At 70.5% G+C, this 23,012-nt stretch carries 2 protein-coding genes; both read right to left on the bottom strand.

The window, feature by feature from the left end:
• Positions 1–23: 23 nt before the first annotated feature.
• Positions 24–15,944, bottom strand: coding sequence for a type I polyketide synthase (locus ACZ5GP_RS06375; RefSeq protein WP_468749698.1), 15,921 nt, complete (start codon positions 15,942–15,944; stop codon positions 24–26).
• Positions 15,945–16,007: 63 nt separating this feature from the next.
• A partial coding sequence (locus tag ACZ5GP_RS06370; protein WP_468749697.1) for a type I polyketide synthase occupies positions 16,008–23,012 on the bottom strand: 7,005 nt, incomplete at its 5' end.

Raw genomic sequence — 23,012 nt, 5'->3', positions numbered from 1 at the left:
CGCCGGACGCTGTTACAAGTCGCTCAGGACTTGCCGAACTCTTGATTGATGAATTCGAACAGATCGTCGTCCGATGCCGACACGAGCTGGTCTCGCGTATCCGGCGCGTCGTTCGATTCGCCCTGCATCTCGCTCAACTTCGACAGCAGGATCTGGAGTCGGGTGGTGACCTCGGAGCGGAGTTCTTCCTTTTTCGAGAGCGTCGCGGAAGCGGATATCGCCGCTTCCAGCTTGTCGAGTTCCGCCAACGCGGTCTCTCCGGAGGCTGCTTCGGAACCGACCAGTTGTGCGCGCAGGTAGTCGGAGAGATCCGTGGGTGTCGGGTAGTCGAAGACCAGTGCGGCGGGCAGTCGCAGCCCGGTGGCGGACTGCAGCCGGTTGCGGAGTTCGACGGCGGTCAGGGAGTCGAACCCGAGCTCCTTGAACGCCTGGCTCGCGCCGACCGACTCGTGCTCCACATGGCCCAGTACGGCCGCGGCGTGGGAGCGCACCAGGTCCAGCAGCATGCGATCGCGCTCGGGCTCCGTCACCCCGGCGAGCTGCTGGGCGAGCGACGAGGAGGACTCGCCGTCCGCCTGCTCGGCGTCGCTGTGCTCGGCCCGCAGGAAGTCCTGGACCTCGGGCAGTTCGTCGAGCAGCGGCCGTCGCCGCGCCGCCGTGAAGCCCGGTGCGAAGCGCGCCCAGTCCACGTCCGCGACCACCGAGTTGGCCTCGCCGTGGTCCAGCGTCTGCTGGAGCGCCGCGATGGCGAGCTCCGGGTCCATGGCGAGCACACCGCGCCGCCGCAGCTGCTCCTCCGCCTCGCGGTCGGTGGCCATGCCGCCGCCCGCCCAAGCGCCCCAGGCCACGGCGGTCGCGGCCTGGCCACGGGCGCGGCGGCGCAGTGCGAGCGCGTCCAAGTGGGCGTTGGCCGCGGCGTACGCGCCCTGGCCTCCGCTGCCCCAGACGCCCGCGTTCGAGGAGAAGAGCACGAACGCGTCGAGCTCGTCGCGCGCCAGCAGTTCGTCCAGGTTGATGGCGCCCGCGACCTTCGCCTCCGCGGCGGCCGCGAACGCGGCCACGTCGGTCTCGTCGATACGCGCGGAGCGCACCACGCCGGCGGCATGCACCACCGACCGTACGGGCGAGCCTTCAGCCCTCAGCCCGTCCAGCAGCGCTGCGACCGCGGCACGATCCGCGACGTCGCATGCGGCCACCGTCACACGCACACCGACCCCCGTCAGTTCTGTCTCCAGCTCAGCGGCGCCCGGTGTCTGTGCGCCGCGGCGGCTGGTCAATACCAGGTGTTCCGCACCCCGGTGCGCGAGCCAACGGGCGACTTGCCCCCCGAGCGCACCGGTGCCACCTGTGATCAAGACCGTACCCTGCGGCTTCCAGTCCCGTACAGGACGAATATCACCACGCGGGTCGTGCACCAGGCGGCGTACGAACAACCCCGATGCCCGTACCGCGAGTTGGTCCTCGAAGTGTGTCGGAGCTCCCGCGAGGACCTCGCCGAGTCGCTCCGCGGCAGCCGGAACGCTCAACTCCGGAAGGTCGATCAAACCGCCCCAGCGCTCCGGGTGTTCCAGCCCGACGACCCGGCCGAAGCCCCACAGCTGCGCCTGCGCCGCGCTGATGGTTGCCTCGTCCCCACGTTGCGTGGCCACCGCGTTCCGCGTCGCCAGCCACAGCGGCGCGTCGAGCCCCGCGTCACCCAGTGCCTGCACCAGCAGCAGTGTGCCTGCCACGCCGCGGGAGACCGAGTGTGCCGGGTGCGGGGTCTCGTCGAACCCGATCAGCGACAGCACGCCGCTGACCTCGTCGCCGTCGGCGGTGGTGGACACGAGAACCTGGCGCACCCGCTCGGCCAGCTGGACGCGGTCGTCTTCGGCCGCGTCCCATGTGACGCGGGCGACCTTGGCTCCGCGCTCGGTGAGCGCCCGGGCCGCGGCGGCCACCCAGTCGGTGTCCACGTGTCCCGCCGGGATGGCCAGCAGCCACGTACCGGCGAGCGCCGCCGAGGTCCGCTCGGCGGCCAGCGGCTTCCAGGTGACCCGGTAGCGCCAGGCGTCGAGCGTCGACTGCGTACGGCGCTGCCGGTGCCAGGAGGAGAGTGCGGGCAGCAGGGAGCTCAGCGAGGACTGCTCCTCGGTGCCTTCGACCGCGAGCGTCGTGGCCAGGGACTCCACATCGCCGCGCTCGACTGCCGCCCAGAAGCTCCCGTCCAGGCCCTCCACGCGCCCCTGGGAGCCGCTGCCCGCGGGCAGGGGGGTGACGTCCAGCCAGTAGCGCTTGCGCTGGAAGGCGTACGTGGGCAGATCGACGCGGGACGCGCCGGTCCCGGTGAACGCCGCCGTCCAGTCCACGGGCACACCCTGCACGTAGGCCTCCGCGAGCGAGGCGAGGAAGCGGTCGAGACCGCCCTCGTCGCGCCGCAGGGTGCCGGTGACCACCGGGGCCGCACTGTGCTCCCCCTCCAGGGCCTCCTGAATGCTCATGGTGAGCACGGGATGCGAGCTGACCTCGACGAACGCCCCGTAACCCTGGGCCACGAGCTCCCTGACGGCCGACTCGAAGTGCACGGTTTGCCGCAGGTTGCGGTACCAGTAGTCCGCGTCGACAAGCGTGTCTCCGAGCCAGTCCCGGTCCACCGTGGAGTAGAGCGGGACCTGGGCCGACGTCGGCTCGATCCCCGCCAGCAGGCCCGCCAGCTCGTCCTCGATGCGCTCGACATGCGAAGTGTGCGACGCGTAATCCACCGGAACCTTGCGCGCCCTGACCCCCTCAGCCTGGCACTGGGCCAACAGCTCATCCAGCGCACCCGGATCACCGGCCACCACCACCGACCCCGGACCATTCAACGCCGCAACCTCGACCCGGCCACCAAACGCCTCAAGCCGAGACTCCACCTCAACCAACGGCAACGCCACCGACACCATCCCGCCAAGCCCCGCCAACCCACCGGCAATCGCCTGCGAACGCAGCGCCACCACCTTCACCGCATCCCGCAACGACAACGCACCCGCCACATACGCGGCCGCAATCTCACCCTGCGAATGCCCCACCACCGCAGCAGGCTCAACACCGTACGAACGCCACAACGCGGCCAGCGACACCATCACCGCGAACGACACCGGCTGGACCACATCCACCCGCTCCAACGAGGGGGCACCATCCGCCTGCCGCACCACATCAAGCAACGACCAGTCCACATACGGCGCGAGCGCCACCGCACACTCGTTCATCACCTCGGCGAACACCGGAGAAGCATCGAGCAGACGGGCACCCATACCCGCCCACTGCGAACCCTGACCCGGGAAGACGAACACCACCCGGTCAGCCGTCCGTGTCACGCCGTCCACCGGCCCTGTCACGACGCCCGGTACCGACTCACCCCACGCCAGGGCGCCGACCCCGGACACCAGTGCGTCCAGGTCCCCGCCGACGACGACGGCCCGGTGCTCGAACTCCGACCGTGCGGACACCAGCGACCAGCCGACATCGACCGGCGACAGCCGGCTGTCGCTCGGGACGTGTGACAGCAGCCGGCCCGCCTGCTCCCGCAGCGCCTGCGTGCCACGGCCCGAGACCACCCACGGCACCACCGCGGGAGCCGCACCCGGCTCCTCGGTCCGCTGAGGCTCGGCCGCCTCGGGGGCCTGCTCGAGGATGACGTGCGCGTTCGTCCCGCTCACACCGAACGAGGAGACACCGGCGCGGCGCGGGCGGTCACTCTCCGGCCAGGCCCGCTGCTCGGTCAGCAGCTCGACCGCGCCAGCCGACCAGTCCACCTTCGTCGACGGCTCGTCGACGTGCAGGGTCTGCGGAAGCTCGCCGTGCCGCATGGCGAGCACCATCTTGATCACGCCGGCGACGCCCGCGGCGGCCTGGGTGTGGCCAATGTTGGACTTCAGCGAACCCAACCACAGCGGCCGGTCCCCCGGCCGGTCCTGACCGTACGTCGCCAGCAGCGCCTGCGCCTCGATCGGGTCACCCAACGTCGTACCCGTACCATGCGCCTCCACCGCATCCACATCGGCCGACGTCAGACCAGCACTGGCCAGTGCCTGGCGGATCACCCGCTGTTGCGAGGGACCGTTCGGCGCCGTCAACCCATTCGACGCACCATCCTGATTCACCGCCGAACCACGGACCACAGCGAGCACCGGGTGGCCGTTGCGGCGGGCATCCGACAGCCGCTCCAACAGCAGCATGCCCGCGCCCTCACCCCACCCCGTACCGTCCGCATCCGCGGAGAAGGCCCGGCAGCGGCCGTCACGAGACAGCGCCTGCTGGCGGCTGAACTCCACGAACACCGTCGGCGTCGACACCACCGTCACACCGCCCGCGAGCGCGAGCGAGCATTCGCCCTGCCGCAGCGCCTGAGCGGCCAGGTGCAGGGTCACCAGCGAGGAGGAGCACGCCGTGTCGACCGTGACCGCGGGGCCCTCCAGGCCGAAGGTGTACGAGAGCCGCCCGGAGACCACGCTGGCCGCGCTGCCCGTGCCGAGGTAGCCCTCAAGGCCCTCCGGCGCATGCTGCAGCAGCGCCGCGTAGTCCTGGCCGTTGGTCCCCGCGAAGACACCGGTGCGGCTGCCCTTGAGGGAGGCCGGGTCGATACCGGCCCGCTCGAAGACCTCCCACGAGGTCTCCAGCAGCAGCCGCTGCTGCGGATCCATGGCCAGGGCCTCGCGCGGCGAGATCCCGAAGAACCCGGGGTCGAACGCGGCGGCCTCCTCCAGGAAGCCGCCCTCCCGTACGTACGAGGTTCCCGGCCGCTCGCGGTTCGGGTCGTAGAGCCTTTCCACGTCCCAACCACGGTTCGTCGGGAACTCGGAGACGGCGTCACCGCCCGCGGCCAACAGCTCCCACAGCTGCTCGGGAGAGCTCACCCCACCCGGGAAGCGGCAGCTCATCGCGACGACGACGATCGGGTCGTCGTCCGCCGCGACGGCTCCCGGCGAGGCGTCGGCCGCCGCCCAGCCGGGCTCCTCGACGATCTCAGCCAGCAGGAACCGGGCGAGTGCGGTCGGGGTGGGATAGTCGAAGACCAGCGTGGCGGGGAGGTTCAGGCTGGTCGCCGCCTGGAGCCGCTTGCTGAGCTGGAGCGCGGTCAGCGAGTCGAAGCCAAGCTCCTTGAAGGCCTTGCCCGGCACGATCGCATCGGTCTTGGCGTGCCCGAGCACCGCAGCCACCTGCGTGCGCACCAGCTCAAGCAGCGTACGGTCCTGCTCGGCCGGGGAAAGACCGAGCAGCTGAGCACGGAGAGCGGAGGAGGACTGGACGTCCTCGCCGGCTATTCCGGCCCCCGCCTGTTCCAGTGCCTTGCGGGCCTCGGGGATGTCGCTGATCAGCGGGGCTGGACGGACTGCCGTGAACGCCGGTGCGAACCGTTCCCAGTCCACGTCGACGACCGCCGCGTACGTCGCGTCGCGGTCGAGCACCTGGCCCAGGGCTGCGAGCGCCTCAGCGGGGTCCATCGCGGCGAGACCGCCGCGCTGCATCCGGTCTTCGTGGCTGCCACCGACCGCCATTCCGGCCTCGGCCCAGGGTCCCCAGGCCACGGACGTGCCCGGCAGTCCCAGCGCACGGCGCTGCTCCACCAACGCGTCGAGGAACACGTTCGCAGCCGCGTAGTTGCCCTGACCCGGGTTGCCCACGGCACCGGTGAAGGACGAGAACACGACGAACGCGGAGAGGTCGACGTCCTTCGTGAGTTCGTGCAGGTTGAGCGCGGCGTCGGCCTTGGCGCGCAGGACGCTCGCGAACCGCTCGGGGGTCAACGACTCGATGACACCGTCATCCAGCACACCGGCGGCGTGGATCACCGTCGTCAACGGATACGCGGCCGGAATCGAGGCCAGCAGCTGCCCGAGCGCGGCCCGGTCGGCCACATCACAAGCAGCGACAGTGACCTTCACCCCCAGACCCACCAACTCCGACTCCAGCTCCTCCGCACCCGGAGCATCAGGGCCACGGCGACTGGTCAGTACGAGATGCTCGACACCACGCGACACCAGCCAGCGGGCGACATGCCCGCCCAGCGCACCCGTACCACCGGTGATCAGGGCCGTGCCACTAGCCCGCCACTTCTGGCCAACACCGCGACCACCAGCCCGCACCAGACGACGACCAAAGACACCGGCCGAGCGGACCGCGACCTGATCCTCACCACCGGCACCGGCACCGGCCAGCACACCGGCCAGACGGTCCGCGACACGCTCGTCGAGCGTCTCGGGGAGATCCACCAGACCGCCCCAACGCTCCGGGTGTTCCAGACCCACCACCCGGCCAAGCCCCCACACCTGCGCCTGCACCGCACTCACCAGCGACTCAGACTCACCGACCGAGACCGCACCACGCGTCACCGCCCACAGCGGCGCCTCCACCCCCACATCCCCCAACGCCTGCACCAACACCAACGTGCCCGCCAACCCCACAGGGACACCCTCACGCACAGCCTCATCCAACGCCACCAGCGACACCACACCACTGACGGCCCCGCCGGCCGCCTCGGATATGGCCTGCGCCAGACGCGAGCGATCACCATCCATCTCCACGACCAGACGTCGAACCTCGGCGCCCCGGCTCTCCAGCCCGCGCGCCGTCTGCTCAACCCACGGCTCATCGGCCAGACCCGCGGGAACCGCCAGCAGCCATGTCCCCGACAGCACCGCCGACGACTCGACCGGCACCGGCTTCCAACCGATGCGATACCGCCAGCCATCCAGCCGAGACCGCTCCTGCCGCTGCCGCCGCCACGACGACAGCGCAGGCAACACCGCACGCAACGACTCATCACCCGACACATCCAGCGTCGAAGCAAGCGACTCCAGATCCCCCCGCTCCACCGCCTCCCAGAACCGCGCCTCCACCTCATCGACTGACCCCCCAGCCGACGCCGGAGCCTCCAACCAGAACCGCTCACGCTGGAAGGCATACGTCGGCAAGTCGACACGAGACGCGCCGGCGCCCTCGAAGACCCGAGCCCACTCCACAGCCATGCCCTGCACCCAGACCTGCGCCAAGCCCGACAACAGGCTCTCGGCTTCGGACCGACCGGACCGCAGCACCGGCACGAAAACCCCATCGGTGACGGATTCCGCGCCCATGGCGCTCAGCACACCATCAGGACCCAATTCGAGGAACGTCGAAATGCCCTGCTCGGCGAGCGCGGCCACGCCATCACCGAAACGCACAGCCTGACGGACATGCCGCACCCAATACTCAGCCGAACCCAGCTCGCCAGAAGCAAGCTTCCCGGTCACATTCGAGACGACCGGAATACGCGGCGCTGCGTAGGTCAAGGACTCGGCAACCGCACGGAAGTCGTCCAGCATCGCGTCCATACGCGGCGAGTGGAACGCATGCGAGACGTCGAGGCGCTTGGTCTTACGGCCCTGACCGCGCAGCGTCTCCGCGACAGCAAGGACAGCGTACTCATCACCGGAGACGACCACAGCAGTCGGCCCGTTGATCGCGGCGATGCCGATCCGGTCCCCATACTCGGCGAGGAGAGGCGCGACTTCATCTTCGGTGGCCTGCACGGCGATCATCGCCCCGCCGGCGGGCAGTGCCTGCATCAACCGGCCACGAGCCGCCACCAGCCGCACCGCGTCCTCCAACGAGAACACCCCGGCCACATGAGCCGCCGCGACCTCACCGATGGAATGCCCACCTACGAACTCGGGCACCACACCCCAGGACTCGACCAGCCGGAACAGCGCCACCTCAACCGCGAACAAACCGGCCTGCGTGAAGACCGTCTGACCCAGCAGACCCCCATCCCCGAACACCACCTCGCGAAGCGACCGCTCCACATGCCCGGTCAGCTCCTGGTCCAGCAGCCCGCACACCTGGTCAAACGCTTTCGCGAACACCGGGAACTGGCCGTACAGCTCGCGCCCCATTCCGACCCGCTGACTGCCCTGACCCGAGAACAACACCGCCAACCGACCAGAACCCACACCCTCATCCGGCCCCCTCACCACACCCGGCGCATCCTCACCCCGCGCCAACGCACCCAACCCAGCCAGCAGAGCACCCCGGCCGTCGCCCAGCACCACAGCACGGTGCTCCAACACCGCACGCCCCGACGCCAGCGACCACCCCACATCCACCGGCGACAACCCACCATCACGCTCCACACGAGACACCAAACGCCCCGCCTGACCCCGCAACGCACCCACCCCACGCCCCGACACCACCCACGGCACCACCGGAAGCGTCACCGACGGCCCCTCGGGCTCGTCCGACTCCAGCGCGCTCGCAGGCGCCTGCTCGATGATGACGTGCGCGTTCGTGCCGCTCACGCCGAACGACGACACACCCGCCCGCCGCGGCCGGTCACTCTCCGGCCACTCCCGCTGCTCGGCCAGCAGCTCAACCGCACCCGCCGACCAGTCCACCTGTTGTGAAGGCTCATCCACATGCAGCGTCCGCGGCAACACCCCATGCCGCATCGCCAGCACCATCTTCATCACACCCGCCACACCCGCAGCCGCCTGCGCATGACCGATGTTCGACTTCAACGAACCCAACCACAACGGCCGTTCCTCCGGGCGATCCTGACCGTACGTCGCCAGCAGCGCCTGTGCCTCGATCGGGTCACCGAGCGTCGTACCCGTACCGTGCGCCTCCACCGCATCGACCTCGGCCGACGTCAGACCAGCACTGGCCAGCGCCTGGCGGATCACCCGCTGCTGCGAGGGACCGTTCGGCGCCGTCAGACCATTCGAGGCACCATCCTGGTTCACCGCAGAACCACGCACGACCGCCAGCACAGGATGACCGTTACGGCGGGCGTCCGACAGCCGCTCCAGCAGCAGCATCCCCGCGCCCTCGGCCCACCCCGTGCCATCCGCGCCGTCCGCGAACGACTTGCAGCGACCATCCGCCGCGAGCCCCCGCTGACGGCTGAACTCCACGAACATCGTCGGGGTGGACATCACCGCCACACCGCCCGCCAGGGCGAGTGTGCATTCCCCCTGGCGCAGCGCCTGCGCCGCCAGATGCAGCGCCACCAGCGAAGACGAGCACGCCGTGTCCACCGTCACCGCAGGACCCTCAAGGCCCAGGGTGTAGGCGATACGGCCCGAGACGGCGGCGGTCGCGTTGCCGGTCAGGTAGTAGCCCTCGCTGCCCTCGATGAGCTGTTGCATGCCGAGCGCGTAGCCTTGCGACGACGCTCCGGCGAACACGCCGGCCTGGCTGCCCTTGAGCGAGGCCGGGTCGATGCCCGCGCGCTCGAACGCCTCCCACGAGGTCTCCAGCAGCAGCCGCTGCTGCGGATCCATGGCCGAGGCCTCACGCGGCGAGATCCCGAAGAACGCCGCGTCGAAGTCCGCGGCGTCGTGCAGGAAACCGCCCTCCCGCGCGTACGAGGTGCCGGACCGCTCCGGGTCCGGGTCGTAGAGGTTCTCCACGTCCCAACCACGGTCCACGGGGAACCCCGAGATCCCATCGCCACCGCTCGCGACGAGGTCCCACAGCTCCTCGGGCGAGCCCACACCGCCCGGATAGCGGCACCCCATCCCCACGATCACGATCGGGTCATCATCGCCCGCCGCCCCGGCCACCGGTGCCACGGCCACCGCACCCCGCTCACCCAGCACTTCAGCGAGCAGGTGCCGGGCCAGCGCGACCGGCGTCGGGTGATCGAACACCAGCGTCGCGCCCAACCGCAACCCGGTGGCCTCATTCAGCCGGTTCCGCAGCTCCACCGAGGTCAGCGAGTCGAAGCCCAGCTCCTTGAACGCCCGGCTCTCCTCCACCGCGTCCGCCGAGCCGTGCCCGAGGACGGCTGCGACGTGGCCGCGTACCAGTTCCAGCATCATGCGAGACCGTTCGGCTTCGCTGATCGCCGCGAGTCGGTGCGCCAGCCCGGAGCCCGCGCCACCACCCGTGGCCTCGACCGCCCGTGAGCGGCGCACCGGGGACCGGACAAGGCCCCGTACGATCGCGGGCATTCCCGCACCCGCCGCCCCCATCGCCACCGCGTCCAAACGCAGCGGCATGACGAGAGCCTCGTCCATGCCCGTGGCGCCGTCGAAGAGGGCGAGGCCTTCTTCGGACGACAGCGCCACCATGCCGGAGCGCGCCATGCGGGCCAGGTCGGTGTCGTTCATATGGCCTGTCATGCCGCTGCGCTGGGCCCAGAAGCCCCAGGCAAGCGACACCGCCGGCAGCCCGGTGGCCTTGCGGTGCTGCGCGAGCGCGTCCAGGAAGACGTTGCTCGCCGCATAGTTGCCCTGGCCCGCGCTGCCGAAGATGCCGGCGGCGCCGGAGAACAGCACGAAGGCGGAGAGGTCGAGATGCTTCGTCAGCTCATGCAGGTTCCACGCCGCGTCCACCTTCGGGCGCAGCACCGCTTCGAACCGCTCCGGAGTGAGTGCCGACACCAAGCCGTCATCCAGCACACCCGCCGTATGCACCACGCCCGTCAACGGAGAGTCCGCCGGAACGCTCCCCAGCACCTCGGCCAGCGCCTCCCGGTCCGCCACGTCACACGCCGCGACCCGCACCTCGGCGCCCAACCCGGTCAACTCCGCCACCAGCGCGTCGGCACCGGGAGACTCAGCCCCACGGCGGCTCACCAGCAACAACCGCCGCACCCCATGCCCGACCACCAAATGCCGGGCCACCAGCCCGCCGAGCGTCCCCGTGCCACCCGTGACCAGCACGGTCCCGCCGTCACCGAGCGGAGCGGGCAGGGTGAGGGCGACCTTGCCGATGTGCTTGGCATTGCTGAGGTGGCGGAACGCCTCCGGGGCCCGGGAGATGTCCCAGGTGGCGACGGGCAGGGGCGTCAATACGCCTTGCTCGAACAGGTCGAGCAGCTCGGTGAGCATCTCCTGGATGCGGTCGGGGCCCGCCTCGGACAGGTCGAACGCCTGGTACGCCACTCCAGGGTGCGCGGCGGCCACTTCCGCCGGGTCCCGCTTGTCGGTCTTGCCCATCTCCAGGAAGCGTCCGCCGCTCGGCAGCAGCCGCAGCGAGGCGTCCACGAACTCCCGGGCCAGGGAGTCCAGTACGACGTTCACGCCCCGGCCCCCGGTCTCGGCCAGGATGCGTTCCTCGAACTCCAGCGTGCGCGAGTTGGCGATGTGCGCGTCGTCGAGGCCGGAGGCGCGGAGCGTTTCCCACTTGCCCTCGCTGGCCGTGCCGAAGACCTCCGCGCCCCAATGCCGGGCCAGCTGCACCGCGGCCATGCCCACACCACCGGCGGCCGAGTGCACCAGCACCGACTCGCCGGCCCGCAGGTCGGCGAGGTCCCGCAGCCCGTAGTACGCGGTCAGGAACGCGAGGGACACGGACGCCGCCTGCTCGAAGGACCAGTCGGTCGGCATCGGCGCGAGCATCCGCCGGTCGCTCACGGCGAGCGGGCCGAAGGAACCGGAGAACAGACCCATCACCCGGTCTCCGGGGGCCAGGTCGGTGACTCCGGGACCGACCTCGGCCACGATGCCCGCCGCCTCGCTGCCCATGACCTCCTGGTCGGGTACGACGCCGAGTGCGAGCACCACATCGCGGAAGTTGAGCCCGGCCGCCCGTACCCGGACCCGGACCTCCCCCTCGGCGAGGGGCGCAGCCGCCGGCGGGTACTCCAGCAGCCGCAGGTTGCCGAACGAGCCCTTGTTCGGCACTTCAAGGCGCCATGCGGACACACCGGCGGGCGGTGTGAGAACCGCGCCGTCACGCGCGATCCGCGCCATGCGGGGCACCCGCACCTCACCGGCGCGCAGCGCCACCTGCGTCTCGTCCTGGGCCATCGCCCACTCGACCGCGGCGGGCAGCACCTCATCGGAGGCATCGTCGGTGTCGGTGTCGAGCAGCAGGAAACGACCCGGGTTCTCGGACTGCGCCGACCGCAGCAGCCCCCACACCGAGGCCGCGGCCAGGTTCCGTACGTCCTCGCCGGGCTCGGTCGACATCGCGCCCCGGGTGACGGCCACCAGGCGCGACCCGGTGAACCGCCCGTCCGCCAGCCAGGTCTGCACGACCTCGAGCATCCGGAACAGGCCCGTGCGCACATCCTCGGCCATACCCCGGTCCGTGGCCGGGGGTACGCAGGGAACCAGCACCACAGGCGGCACCGTGCCGCCGGCGGCGACGGCCGCGCCCAGCGCGTCCAGGTCCTGGTACACCACTCCCCCGGCGTGCAGGGCGGCGAGCGGCAGGTCCCCCTCGGGGCCGCCCAGCACGGCCCACGTCGCGGCCGTCGCCGTAGCGCCCGAGGCGATGTGCGGAACGGCCGTCCAGTCCACCCGGTACAGGGACTCGTGCTGCTCCCCGCCACGGGCCGCGGCCAGCCGGTCGGGGTCCACCGGCCGTACGACCAGCGAATCCACCGCGGCCACCAGGTCGCCCGCGCCGTCGGCCACCGTCACGGACACCGCGTCGGCGCCGGTCGGGGCCAGGGCTACCCGCAGCATCGCGGCGCCCGTGGCCCGCAGCGTCACACCACGCCAGGCGAACGGCAGCCGCGCCTGTCCGTCGTCGGGGAAGAATCCGCCGAGGCGCAGCCCGTGCAGGGCCGCGTCGAGCAGCGCCGGATGGATGCCGAAGCGCGCGGCCTCGACCTGGTGGTCCTCGGCGAGCGCCACCTCGGCGAACACCTGGTCCCCGCGCCGCCAGGCCGCCCGCAGGCCCTGGAAGGCCGGGCCGTAGCCGTATCCGGCGGCGGCGAAGCGCTCATACAGGTCATCGGTCCCGACCGCGACCGCGCCCTCAGGCGGCCACACACCCGCGAGCTCCGCGGCCCGCTCCGCCGAGGCGCCCGGCCGCGCGCTCGTGCCGAGCACACCTGTGGCGTGGCAGGTCCACAGTTCCTCACCCGAGGCGTCGCCCGCGCGTGAGTAGATGTTCAGGGACCGCTGCCCCGAGTCGTCCGGCTCGCCGACCGTCAGCTGCAGTTGCACGCCGCCGCGGGCCGGGAGGATCAGCGGGGCCTGGATCGTCAGTTCCTCGACGACCTCGCAGCCGACCTGGTCGCCCGCACGGATGGCGAGCTCGACGAACGCGGTGCCGGGCAGCAGCACGCTGTCCGCCACGGCGTGATCCGCCAGCCAGGCGTGTGTCTGGAGCGACAGTCGGCCGGTGAGCAACAGACCGCCCTCACCGGCGAGTTCGACGGCCGCGCCGAGGAGCGGGTGCTCGGCGGAGCCGAGCCCGAGGCTGGACACGGTGCCACTGCCGGCCGCTCCGGCCTGCGGCTCCAGCCAGTAGCGCTTGCGTTGGAAGGCATACGTCGGCAGATCCACCCGCGAGGCGCCCGCACCGGTGAACACCTCGGCCCAGCCCACACCCACGCCCCGCACCCAGACCTGCGCAAGACCCGACAGCAACGCCTCGGCCTCAGGGCGCCCCGACCGCAGCACCGGAACGAACGCCCTGTCGGCGACAGTCTCCGGACCCAGGCCGCTCAGCACCCCATCGGGGCCCAGCTCAAGGAAGGCGGACACATCCTCTGCGGCCAGACTGGCCACACCATCGCTGAAACGGACAGCCTGACGGACATGGCGGACCCAGTACTCGGCCGAGCCCAGCTCGTCGTTCGTGGCCAGCTCCCCGGTCACGTTGGAGACGACGGGGATACGGGGCGCCGCATAGGCCAGGCTTTCGGCGACGGTACGGAAGTCGTCCAGCATCGGGGCCACACGCGGCGAGTGGAACGCATGCGAGACGTCGAGGCGCTTGGTCTTACGGCCCTGGCCGCGCAGCACCTCCGCGACGGCGAGAGCGGCGTCCTCGTCACCGGAGACGACCACAGCAGTCGGCCCGTTGACCGCGGCGATGCCGATCCGGTCGCTGTACTCGGCCAGGAGAGGCGTGACCTCCTCTTCAGTGGCCTGGAGGGCGATCATCGCCCCGCCAGCGGGCAGTGCCTGCATCAGCCGGCCACGAGCCGCCACCAGCCGCACCGCGTCCTCCAATGAGAACACCCCGGCCACATGAGCCGCCGCGACCTCACCGATGGAATGCCCACCTACGAACTCGGGCACCACACCCCAGGATTCGACCAGCCGGAACAGCGCCACCTCAACCGCGAACAAACCGGCCTGCGTGAACACCGTCTGCCCCAGCAGACCCCCATCCCCGAACACCACCTCACGAACCGACCGCCCCACATGCCCGGCCAGCTCCTGATCCAGCAGCCCGCACACCTGGTCAAACGCTTTCGCGAACACCGGGAACTGGCCGTACAACTCACGGCCCATCCCCACCCGCTGACTGCCCTGACCCGAGAACAACACCGCCAACCGACCAGAACCCACACCCTGACCGACGACAACGCCAGGAGCCGACTCACCCCGCGCCAACGCGCCCAGCCCGACGCGCAGAGCATCCCGACCGTCACCGATCACCACAGCCCGGTGCTCGAAAGCAGAGCGCGCCGACGCCAGAGACCAGCCCACATCCACCGGCGACAACCCAGCATCGCCCTCAACACGCGACAACAGCCGGGCCGCCTGTGCCCGCAACGCATCCACGCCGTGACCCGACACCACCCACGGCACCACCGGAAGCGTCACCGCCGGCCCCGCGGGCTCGCCCGACTGCGCCTCGACCGCGGGCGCTTCCTCGATGATGACGTGCGCGTTCGTGCCGCTCACGCCGAACGACGACACACCCGCCCGCCGCGGCCGGTCACTCTCCGGCCAGGCCCGCTGCTCGGTCAGCAGCTCAACCGCACCCGCCGACCAGTCCACCTGTTGTGAAGGCTCATCCACATGCAGCGTCCGCGGCAACACCCCATGCCGCATCGCCAACACCATCTTCATCACACCCGCCACACCCGCAGCAGCCTGCGCATGACCGATGTTCGACTTCAGGGAACCCAGCCACAACGGTCGGCCCTCGGTACGCCCTTGCCCATACGTCGCCAACAACGCCTGGGCCTCGATCGGATCGCCCAACGTCGTCCCCGTACCATGCGCTTCGACAGCATCGACCTGGGCCGACGTCAGCCCCGCGCTGGCCAGTGCCTGGCGGATGACGCGCTGCTGGGACGGACCGTTCGGTGCGGTCAGACCATTGGACGCACCATCCTGGTTCACCGCCGAGCCACGGACGACCGCGAGCACCGGATGACCGTTACGCCGCGCGTCCGACAGCCGCTCCAGCAGCAGCATCCCCGCACCCTCGCCCCACGCGGTACCGTCGGCGCCGTCCGCGAACGCCTTGCAGCGGCCGTTGGAGGCGAGCCCGCGCTGCCGGCTGAACTCCACGAACGCCTCGGGCGTGGACATCACCGTGGCGCCACCGGCGAGTGCCAGCGAGCATTCGCCCTGGCGCAGCGCCTGAGCGGCCAGGTGCAGGGTCACCAGCGAAGCCGAACACGCCGTGTCGACCGTGACCGCGGGACCCTCCAGGCCGAAGGTGTACGAGATACGGCCCGAGACCACGCTCGCCGCTACGCCGGTCGCAAGGTAGCCCTCCGACTGCTGGGGCGCCCGCCGCAGGAGTGCGGCGTAGTCCTGGCCATTGGTGCCGACGAACACACCCGTCTTGCTGCCGCGCAGCGACGCCGGGTCGATCTGCGCGCGCTCGAACGCCTCCCACGAGGTCTCCAGCAACAGGCGTTGCTGCGGATCCATCGCGAGCGCCTCGCGCGGCGAGATCCCGAAGAACGCGGGGTCGAACCCGGCAGCCTCCTCCAGGAAGCCGCCCTCCCGTACGTACGAGGTACCGGAGTTCGCGGGATCCGGGTCGTACAGGGTCTCCAGGTCCCAGCCCCGGTCGGTCGGGAACTCGGAGATCGCGTCACCGCCGGCGGCGAGCAGGTCCCACAGCTGCTCCGAGGAGTTCACGCCTCCCGGAAAGCGGCAGCTCATGCCGACGATCGCGATCGGCTCCTGCTCGCCGGACTCCATTTCCTGGATGCGTTGCCGTGCTTCGTGCAGCTCGCCAGTCACTCGCTTAAGGAAATAGCGAAGCTTTTCCTCGCTGCTGTTCGTCACGCGACATCACCCCAGAAAATCAAGAATTTGTTGCTGATCAAGTCAAAATATGCAGGGATCAAGTCACGAAATCCCGAGCTCATTACTGATGAAATCGAATACTTCGTCGTCTGAAGCCGAATCGAACTTCTCGGCCCCAGCGGGCGCGGTGTCGCCTTCTTCCTCCGCGCTGCACAGCTTCAGGATCGCCTTGATACGTAGCGCGATTTCGCCACGCGCGGTTTCATCGGCGGCCATCTCAGCAATGCCTGATTCCAGTTTCTCGAGGTCGCCGAGAATGACGTCAAAACGCTTCGGACCGTCCTGTTGCAACTCGCCGAGCAGGTAGTCGGAGAGTGCCTTGAGCGTCGGGTAGTCGAAGACCAAGGTGGCCGCTAGGCGCAGACCGGTGGTCTTGCTGAGCCGCTTGCGGAGCCGGACGGCGGTCAGCGAGTCGAAACCGAGGTCCTTGAAGGCTCGCCCAGCGGGGATGCCCTCGGCGTCCGCGTGTCCGAGCACCGCGGCGACCTGCGTGCGTACCAGTTCGAGCAGCATCCGGTCCTGCTCCGCCGGAGCGAGCCCGGCCAGCTGTTCCCGGAGCGCGGCCGCCGTGTCCGCCGCCGGACTCGCGGACGCGGCACCGGTCGACTCCAGTGCCTTGCGGGCTTCAGGGATGTCACTGATCAGCGGGGAGGGCCGCTCGGCTGCGAAGTCCGACGCGAACCGTTCCCAGTCCACGTCGACGACCGCCGCGTACGTCGCGTCGCGGTCGAGCACCTGGCCCAGGGCTGCGAGCGCCTCAGCGGGGTCCATCGCGGCGAGACCGCCGCGCTGCATCCGGTCTTCGTGGCTGCCACCGACCGCCATTCCGGCCTCGGCCCAGGGTCCCCAGGCCACGGACGTGCCCGGCAGTCCCAGCGCACGACGCTGCTCCACCAACGCGTCGAGGAACGCGTTCGCAGCCGCGTAGTTGCCCTGACCCGCCCCACCAACGGCCCCGGCAAGGGACGAGAACAGCACAAACGCCGAGAGATCAAGGTCCTTGGTCAACTCGTGCAGGTGCAGCGCGGCGTCCGCCTTGGCGCGCAGGACGCTCGCGAAGCGCTCGGGGGTCAGGGACTCGATGACTCCGTCGTCCAGCACACCGGCGGCGTGGATCACGGTCGTCAGCGGATACGCGGCGGGGATCGAGGCCAGCAGTTGCCCGAGCGCGGCGCGGTCGGCCACATCACAAGCAGCGACAGTGACCTTCACCCCAAGCCCCAGCAACTCCGACTCCAGCTCCTCCGCACCCGGAGCATCAGGGCCACGGCGACTGGTCAGTACGAGATGCTCGACACCACGCGACACCAGCCAGCGGGCAACATGCCCGCCCAGCGCACCCGTACCACCGGTGATCAGGGCCGTACCACTGGCCCGCCACTCCTGGCCAACACCGCGACCACCAGCCCGCAACAAACGACGACCGAAAACACCGGCCGAGCGGACCGCGACCTGATCCTCACCACCAACGCCCGCCAGCACGCCCGCCAGCCGGCCCACCGCACGCTCGTCGAGCGTCTCGGGGAGATCCACCAGACCGCCCCAACGCTCCGGGTGTTCCAGACCCACCACCCGGCCAAGCCCCCACACCTGCGCCTGCACCGCACTCACCAGCGACTCAGACTCACCCACCGAGACCGCACCACGCGTCACCGCCCACAGCGGCGCCTCCACCCCAGCGTCACCCAACGCCTGCACCAGCACCAACGTGCCCGCCAACCCCACAGGGACACCGTCACGCACAGCCTCATCCAACGCCACCAGCGACACCACACCACCCACAGACGCCCGGTTCGCGACTACCTCGGATATGGACTGCGCGAGCTGTGTCCGGTCTGCGGCAGGCTCCACCGTCAGACGCAGTACCTCGGCACCCCGGCCCTCCAGCCCGCGCACCGTCTCCTCAACCCACGGCTCACCGGCCACACCCGCGGGAACCACCAGCAGCCATGTCCCCGACAGCACCGCCGACGACTCAACCGGCACCGGCTTCCAACCGATGCGATAACGCCAGCCATCCAACCGAGACCGCTCCTGCCGCTGCCGCCGCCACGACGACAACGCAGGCAACACCGCACGCAACGACTCATCACCAGAAACATCCAGCGTCGAAGCAAGCGACTCCCAATCCTCCCGCTCCACCGCCTCCCAGAACCGCGCCTCCACCTCATCCACACCAACCACCCCAGCCGGCGCATCAAGCCAGAACCGCTCACGCTGGAAGGCATACGTCGGCAAATCCACCCGCGACGCACCCGTACCAGCGAAGAACGCAGCCCAGTCCACGGCCACGCCCTGCACCCAGACCTGCGCCAATCCCGACAACAGGCTCTCGGCTTCGGACCGACCGGACCGCAGAACGGGGGCGAACACCCCGTCCACCACGACTTCCTCGCTCATGGCACTGAGCACGCCATCGGGACCCAGTTCGAGGAACGTCGAGATGCCCTGTTCGGCAAGGGCGGTCACGCCATCCGCGAAGCGGACTGCTTCCCTGACATGGCGGACCCAGTACTCGGCCGAGCCCAGCTCGTCGTTCGTGGCCAGCTTGCCGGTCACGTTGGAGACGACGGGGATGCGGGGCGCCGCGTAGGCCAGGCTCTCGGCGACGGTACGGAAGTCGTCCAGCATCGGGGCCATGCGCGGCGAGTGGAACGCATGCGAGACGTCGAGGCGCTTGGTCTTACGGCCCTGGCCGCGCAGCACCTCCGCGACGGCGAGAGCGGCGTCCTCGTCGCCGGAGACGACCACAGCAGTCGGCCCGTTGACCGCGGCGATGCCGATCCGGTCCCCATACTCGGCGAGGAGAGGCGTGACCTCGGCTTCGGTGGCCTGGAGGGCGATCATCGCTCCGCCGGCGGGCAGTGCCTGCATCAGCCGGCCACGAGCCGCCACCAGCCGAACCGCATCCTCCAGCGAGAACACCCCGGCCACATGAGCCGCCGCTATCTCACCGATGGAATGCCCACCCACAAAGTCGGGTGCAACACCCCAGGACTCGATCAGCCGGAACAGCGCCACCTCGACCGCGAACAAACCGGCCTGCGTGAACACCGTCTGACCCAGCAGACCCGCATCCCCGAACACCACCTCGCGAACCGACCGCTCCACATGCCCAGTCAGCTCCTGATTCAACAGCCCGCACACCTGGTCAAACACGTCCGCGAACACCGGGAACTGGCCGTACAACTCACGGCCCATCCCCACCCGCTGACTGCCCTGACCCGAGAACAACACCGCCAACCGACCAGAACCCACACCCTCATCCGGCCCCCTCACCACACCCGGCGCATCCTCACCCCGCGCCAACGCACCCAACCCAAACCGCAAACCAACACCATCACCGACCACCACAGCCCGGTGCTCCAACACCGCACGCCCCGACGCCAACGACCACCCCACATCCACCGGCGACAACCCACCATCACGCTCCACACGAGACACCAAACGCCCCGCCTGACCCCGCAACGCACCCACACCACGCCCCGACACCACCCACGGCACCACCGCAGGCGCAACGGAGTCCCCGGGCTCCACGTCAATCGCGGGTGCCGCCTCGATGATCACGTGCGCGTTCGTACCGCTGATGCCGAACGAGGAGACCGCAGCACGGAGCGGTCGGTCGCTCTCCGGCCACTCCCGCTGCTCGGTCAGCAACTCGACCGCACCCGCCGACCAGTCCACTTGCCGCGACGGCTCATCCACATGCAGGGTGCGCGGCAGCACCCCATGCCGCATCGCCAACACCATCTTCATCACACCCGCCACACCCGCAGCAGCCTGCGCATGACCGATGTTCGACTTCAACGAACCCAACCACAACGGCCGTTCCTCCGAGCGATCCTGACCGTACGTCGCCAACAACGCCTGCGCCTCGATCGGGTCACCCAACGTCGTACCCGTACCATGCGCCTCCACCGCGTCCACATCGGCCGACGACAGCCGCGCGTTCGCGAGCGCCTGGCGGATCACCCGCTGCTGCGACGGACCGTTCGGCGCCGTCAACCCATTCGACGCACCATCCTGATTCACCGCAGAACCACGCACCACCGCCAACACAGGATGACCGTTACGCCGCGCGTCCGACAGCCGCTCCAGCAGCAGCATCCCCGCGCCCTCGGCCCACCCCGTGCCATCCGCGCCGTCCGCGAACGACTTGCAGCGACCATCCGCCGCGAGCCCCCGCTGACGGCTGAACTCCACGAAAACCGCTGGCGTCGACATCACGGCCACGCCACCGGCCAACGCCAACGAGCACTCCCCCTGGCGCAGCGCCTGCGCCGCCAGATGCAGCGCCACCAGCGAAGACGAGCATGCCGTGTCCACCGTCACCGCAGGACCCTCAAGACCCAGGGTGTAGGCGATACGGCCTGACGCAACGCTGCCCGCGCTGCCGTTGCCCAGGTAGCCCTCGAAGCCCTCAGGGGCGATGCGCAGCCGGGAGCCGTAGTCGTTGTACATCACTCCGGCGAAGACGCCGGTCTGGCTGCCCTTGAGCGAGGCCGGGTCGATGCCCGCGCGCTCGAACGCCTCCCACGAGGTCTCCAGCAGCAGCCGCTGCTGCGGATCCATGGCCATGGCCTCACGCGGTGAGATCCCGAAGAACCCGGGGTCGAACTCGGCGGCGTCGTGCAGGAAACCGCCCTCCCGCACGTAGCTCTTGCCCTGCCGGTCCGGGTCGGCGTCGTACAGGCTCCGGAGATCCCAGCCGCGGTCCATCGGGAACTCGGAGACCGCGTCGGTGCCGGCGGCGACCAGGTCCCACAGCTCCTCCGGCGAACCCACGCCACCCGGATACCGACAGCCCATGCCGACGATCACGATCGGGTCCTCGTCGCCCGCCGAGGCGGCCACCAGGACCGCCACCGCGCCCTGCTCGCCGAGCACTTCAGCGAGCAGGTGCCGGGCCAGCGCGACCGGCGTCGGGTGGTCGAACACCAGCGTCGCGGGCAACCGCAGCCCGGTCGCCTCATTCAGCCGGTTCCGCAGCTCCACCGAGGTCAGCGAGTCGAAGCCCAGCTCCTTGAACGCCCGGCCATCCTCCACCGCGCCCGCCGAGCCGTGCGCCAGCACCGCCGCCACGTGCCCGCGCACCAGCTCCAGCATCATGCGCGACCGTTCGGCCTCGCCAACGGCCGCGAGTCGCTGCGCCAGCCCGGAACCACCGGCACTGCCCGTGGCCTGGATCGCCCGCGTCCGGCGCACCGAGGGCCGCACGAGACCCCGCACGATCGCGGGCACTCCCCCGCCCGACGCCCTCAGCGCCGCCACGTCCAGGCGCACCGGCATGATCAACGCCTCGTCCGCGCCGATCGCGGTGTCGAAGAGCGTGAGGCCCTCCTCGGAGGAGAGCGCCACGAGGCCGGAACGCGCCATGCGCGCCAGGTCCGCGTCGCCGAGCTCCCCCGTCATCGCGCTGCGCTGGGCCCAGAAGCCCCAGGCCAACGACACGGCGGGCAGCCCGGCCACCTTGCGGTGCTGCGCGAGGGAATCGAGGAAGACGTTCGCCGCCGCGTAGTTGCCCTGACCGGCGCTGCCCAGCGTGCCCGCCGCCGAGGAGAAGAGCACGAAGGCGGACAGGTCGAGGTCCTTGGTGAGCTCGTGCAGGTTCCAGGCCGCGTCCACCTTCGGACGCAGCACCGTCTCGAAGTGCTCAGGCCCCAGCGCGGACACCAGACGGTCATCCAACGCACCCGCCGTGTGCACCACAGCCGTCAACGGATGTTCATCCGGAACAGACCCCAGCAACTCGGCGAGCGCCCCGCGATCAGCGACATCACACGCCGCCAGCCGCACCCGGGCACCCAACCCGGTCAGCTCCTCGATCAGCCCGTCCGCCCCCGGCGCGTCCGCCCCGCGCCGACTGACCAGCAACAACTCCCGCACACCGTGCTCAGCGACCAGATGCCGAGCCACCAGACCACCCAACGTGCCCGTAGCACCCGTCACCAGGACCGTGCCACGCTCATCGAGCGGTGGAACGCGGTGGTCGGCCGGCGGCGCGGCGGCTCGCACCCACCGCGGTACGCGTACCTCGCCCGTGCGAACAGCCAGCTGCGGCTCGTCCGCGACAGCGTCGAGCAGCGTCGCGGCCGACAAGAGACTCGCGTCGGTGTCCAGCAGGACGAAGCGGCCCGGGTGCTCCGACTGTGCCGAGCGCAGCAGGCCCCAGATCGGGGCCGCCGCCAGATCCCGCACGTCCTCGCCCGGCCCCGCCGAGACCGCACCGCACGTCACCACGGCCAGCCGCGCCGCGGCGAACCGCTCGTCCGCCAGCCAGTTCTGGACCAGCGCCAGCGCCTGGTGGGCGGTGTTCCGTACGGCCGACGGCATGTCCTCCGGCGGGGAAGCCAGCGGGGCCAGGACCAGGGGCGGGACCTCGACCGCGCCGGTGTCGATCGCCGCGCCGAGCGCGTCGAGGCTCTCGTACGCGATGCCCCCGGCCTCGTCGAGACCGGACCCCGCGAGTCCCTCGGGCGCGCCGATAAGCGCCCATGCGCCGGGCCGCTCAGCGCCGCCCAACACCGAGTCCGGCAGCGTGGTCCACTCCATACGGAACAGCGAGTCGTTGTGCCGCGCCCCCGCGAGCTGCTCGGGGTCGATCGGGCGCAACACCAGGGACTCGGCCGCCGCCACCGCGGCGCCCGTGCCGTCGGCCACCGTCACCGACACCGAGTCGGCGCCGACCGGGGCGAGGGAGACCCGCAGCTCCGACGCACCCGCCGCGCGCAGCGTCACCCCGCGCCATGCGAACGGCAGCCACACCTGCTCGGCGTCGTCGAAGAACGCGCCGAGACGCACACCGTGCAGGGCCGCGTCGAGCAGCGCCGGGTGGATGCCGAACCGGGCGGCCTCGGCCTGCTGCTCCTCGGCGAGCGCCACCTCGGCGAAGATCTCGTCCCCGCGTCGCCAGGCCGCCCGCAGCCCCTGGAAGGCCGGCCCGTAGTCGTAGCCGGCGGCGGCGAAGTCCTCGTACAGCGAATCGGTGTCCAGCGCGACCGCGCCCTTGGGAGGCCATTCCGTCAGGTCACCCACGGGCGGCACCGT

The organism is Streptomyces sp. NPDC031466, from assembly GCF_055581265.1.
The sequence above is the reverse complement of the archived record's forward strand: the minus strand, read 5'-3'. Positions and strand labels throughout refer to the sequence as shown.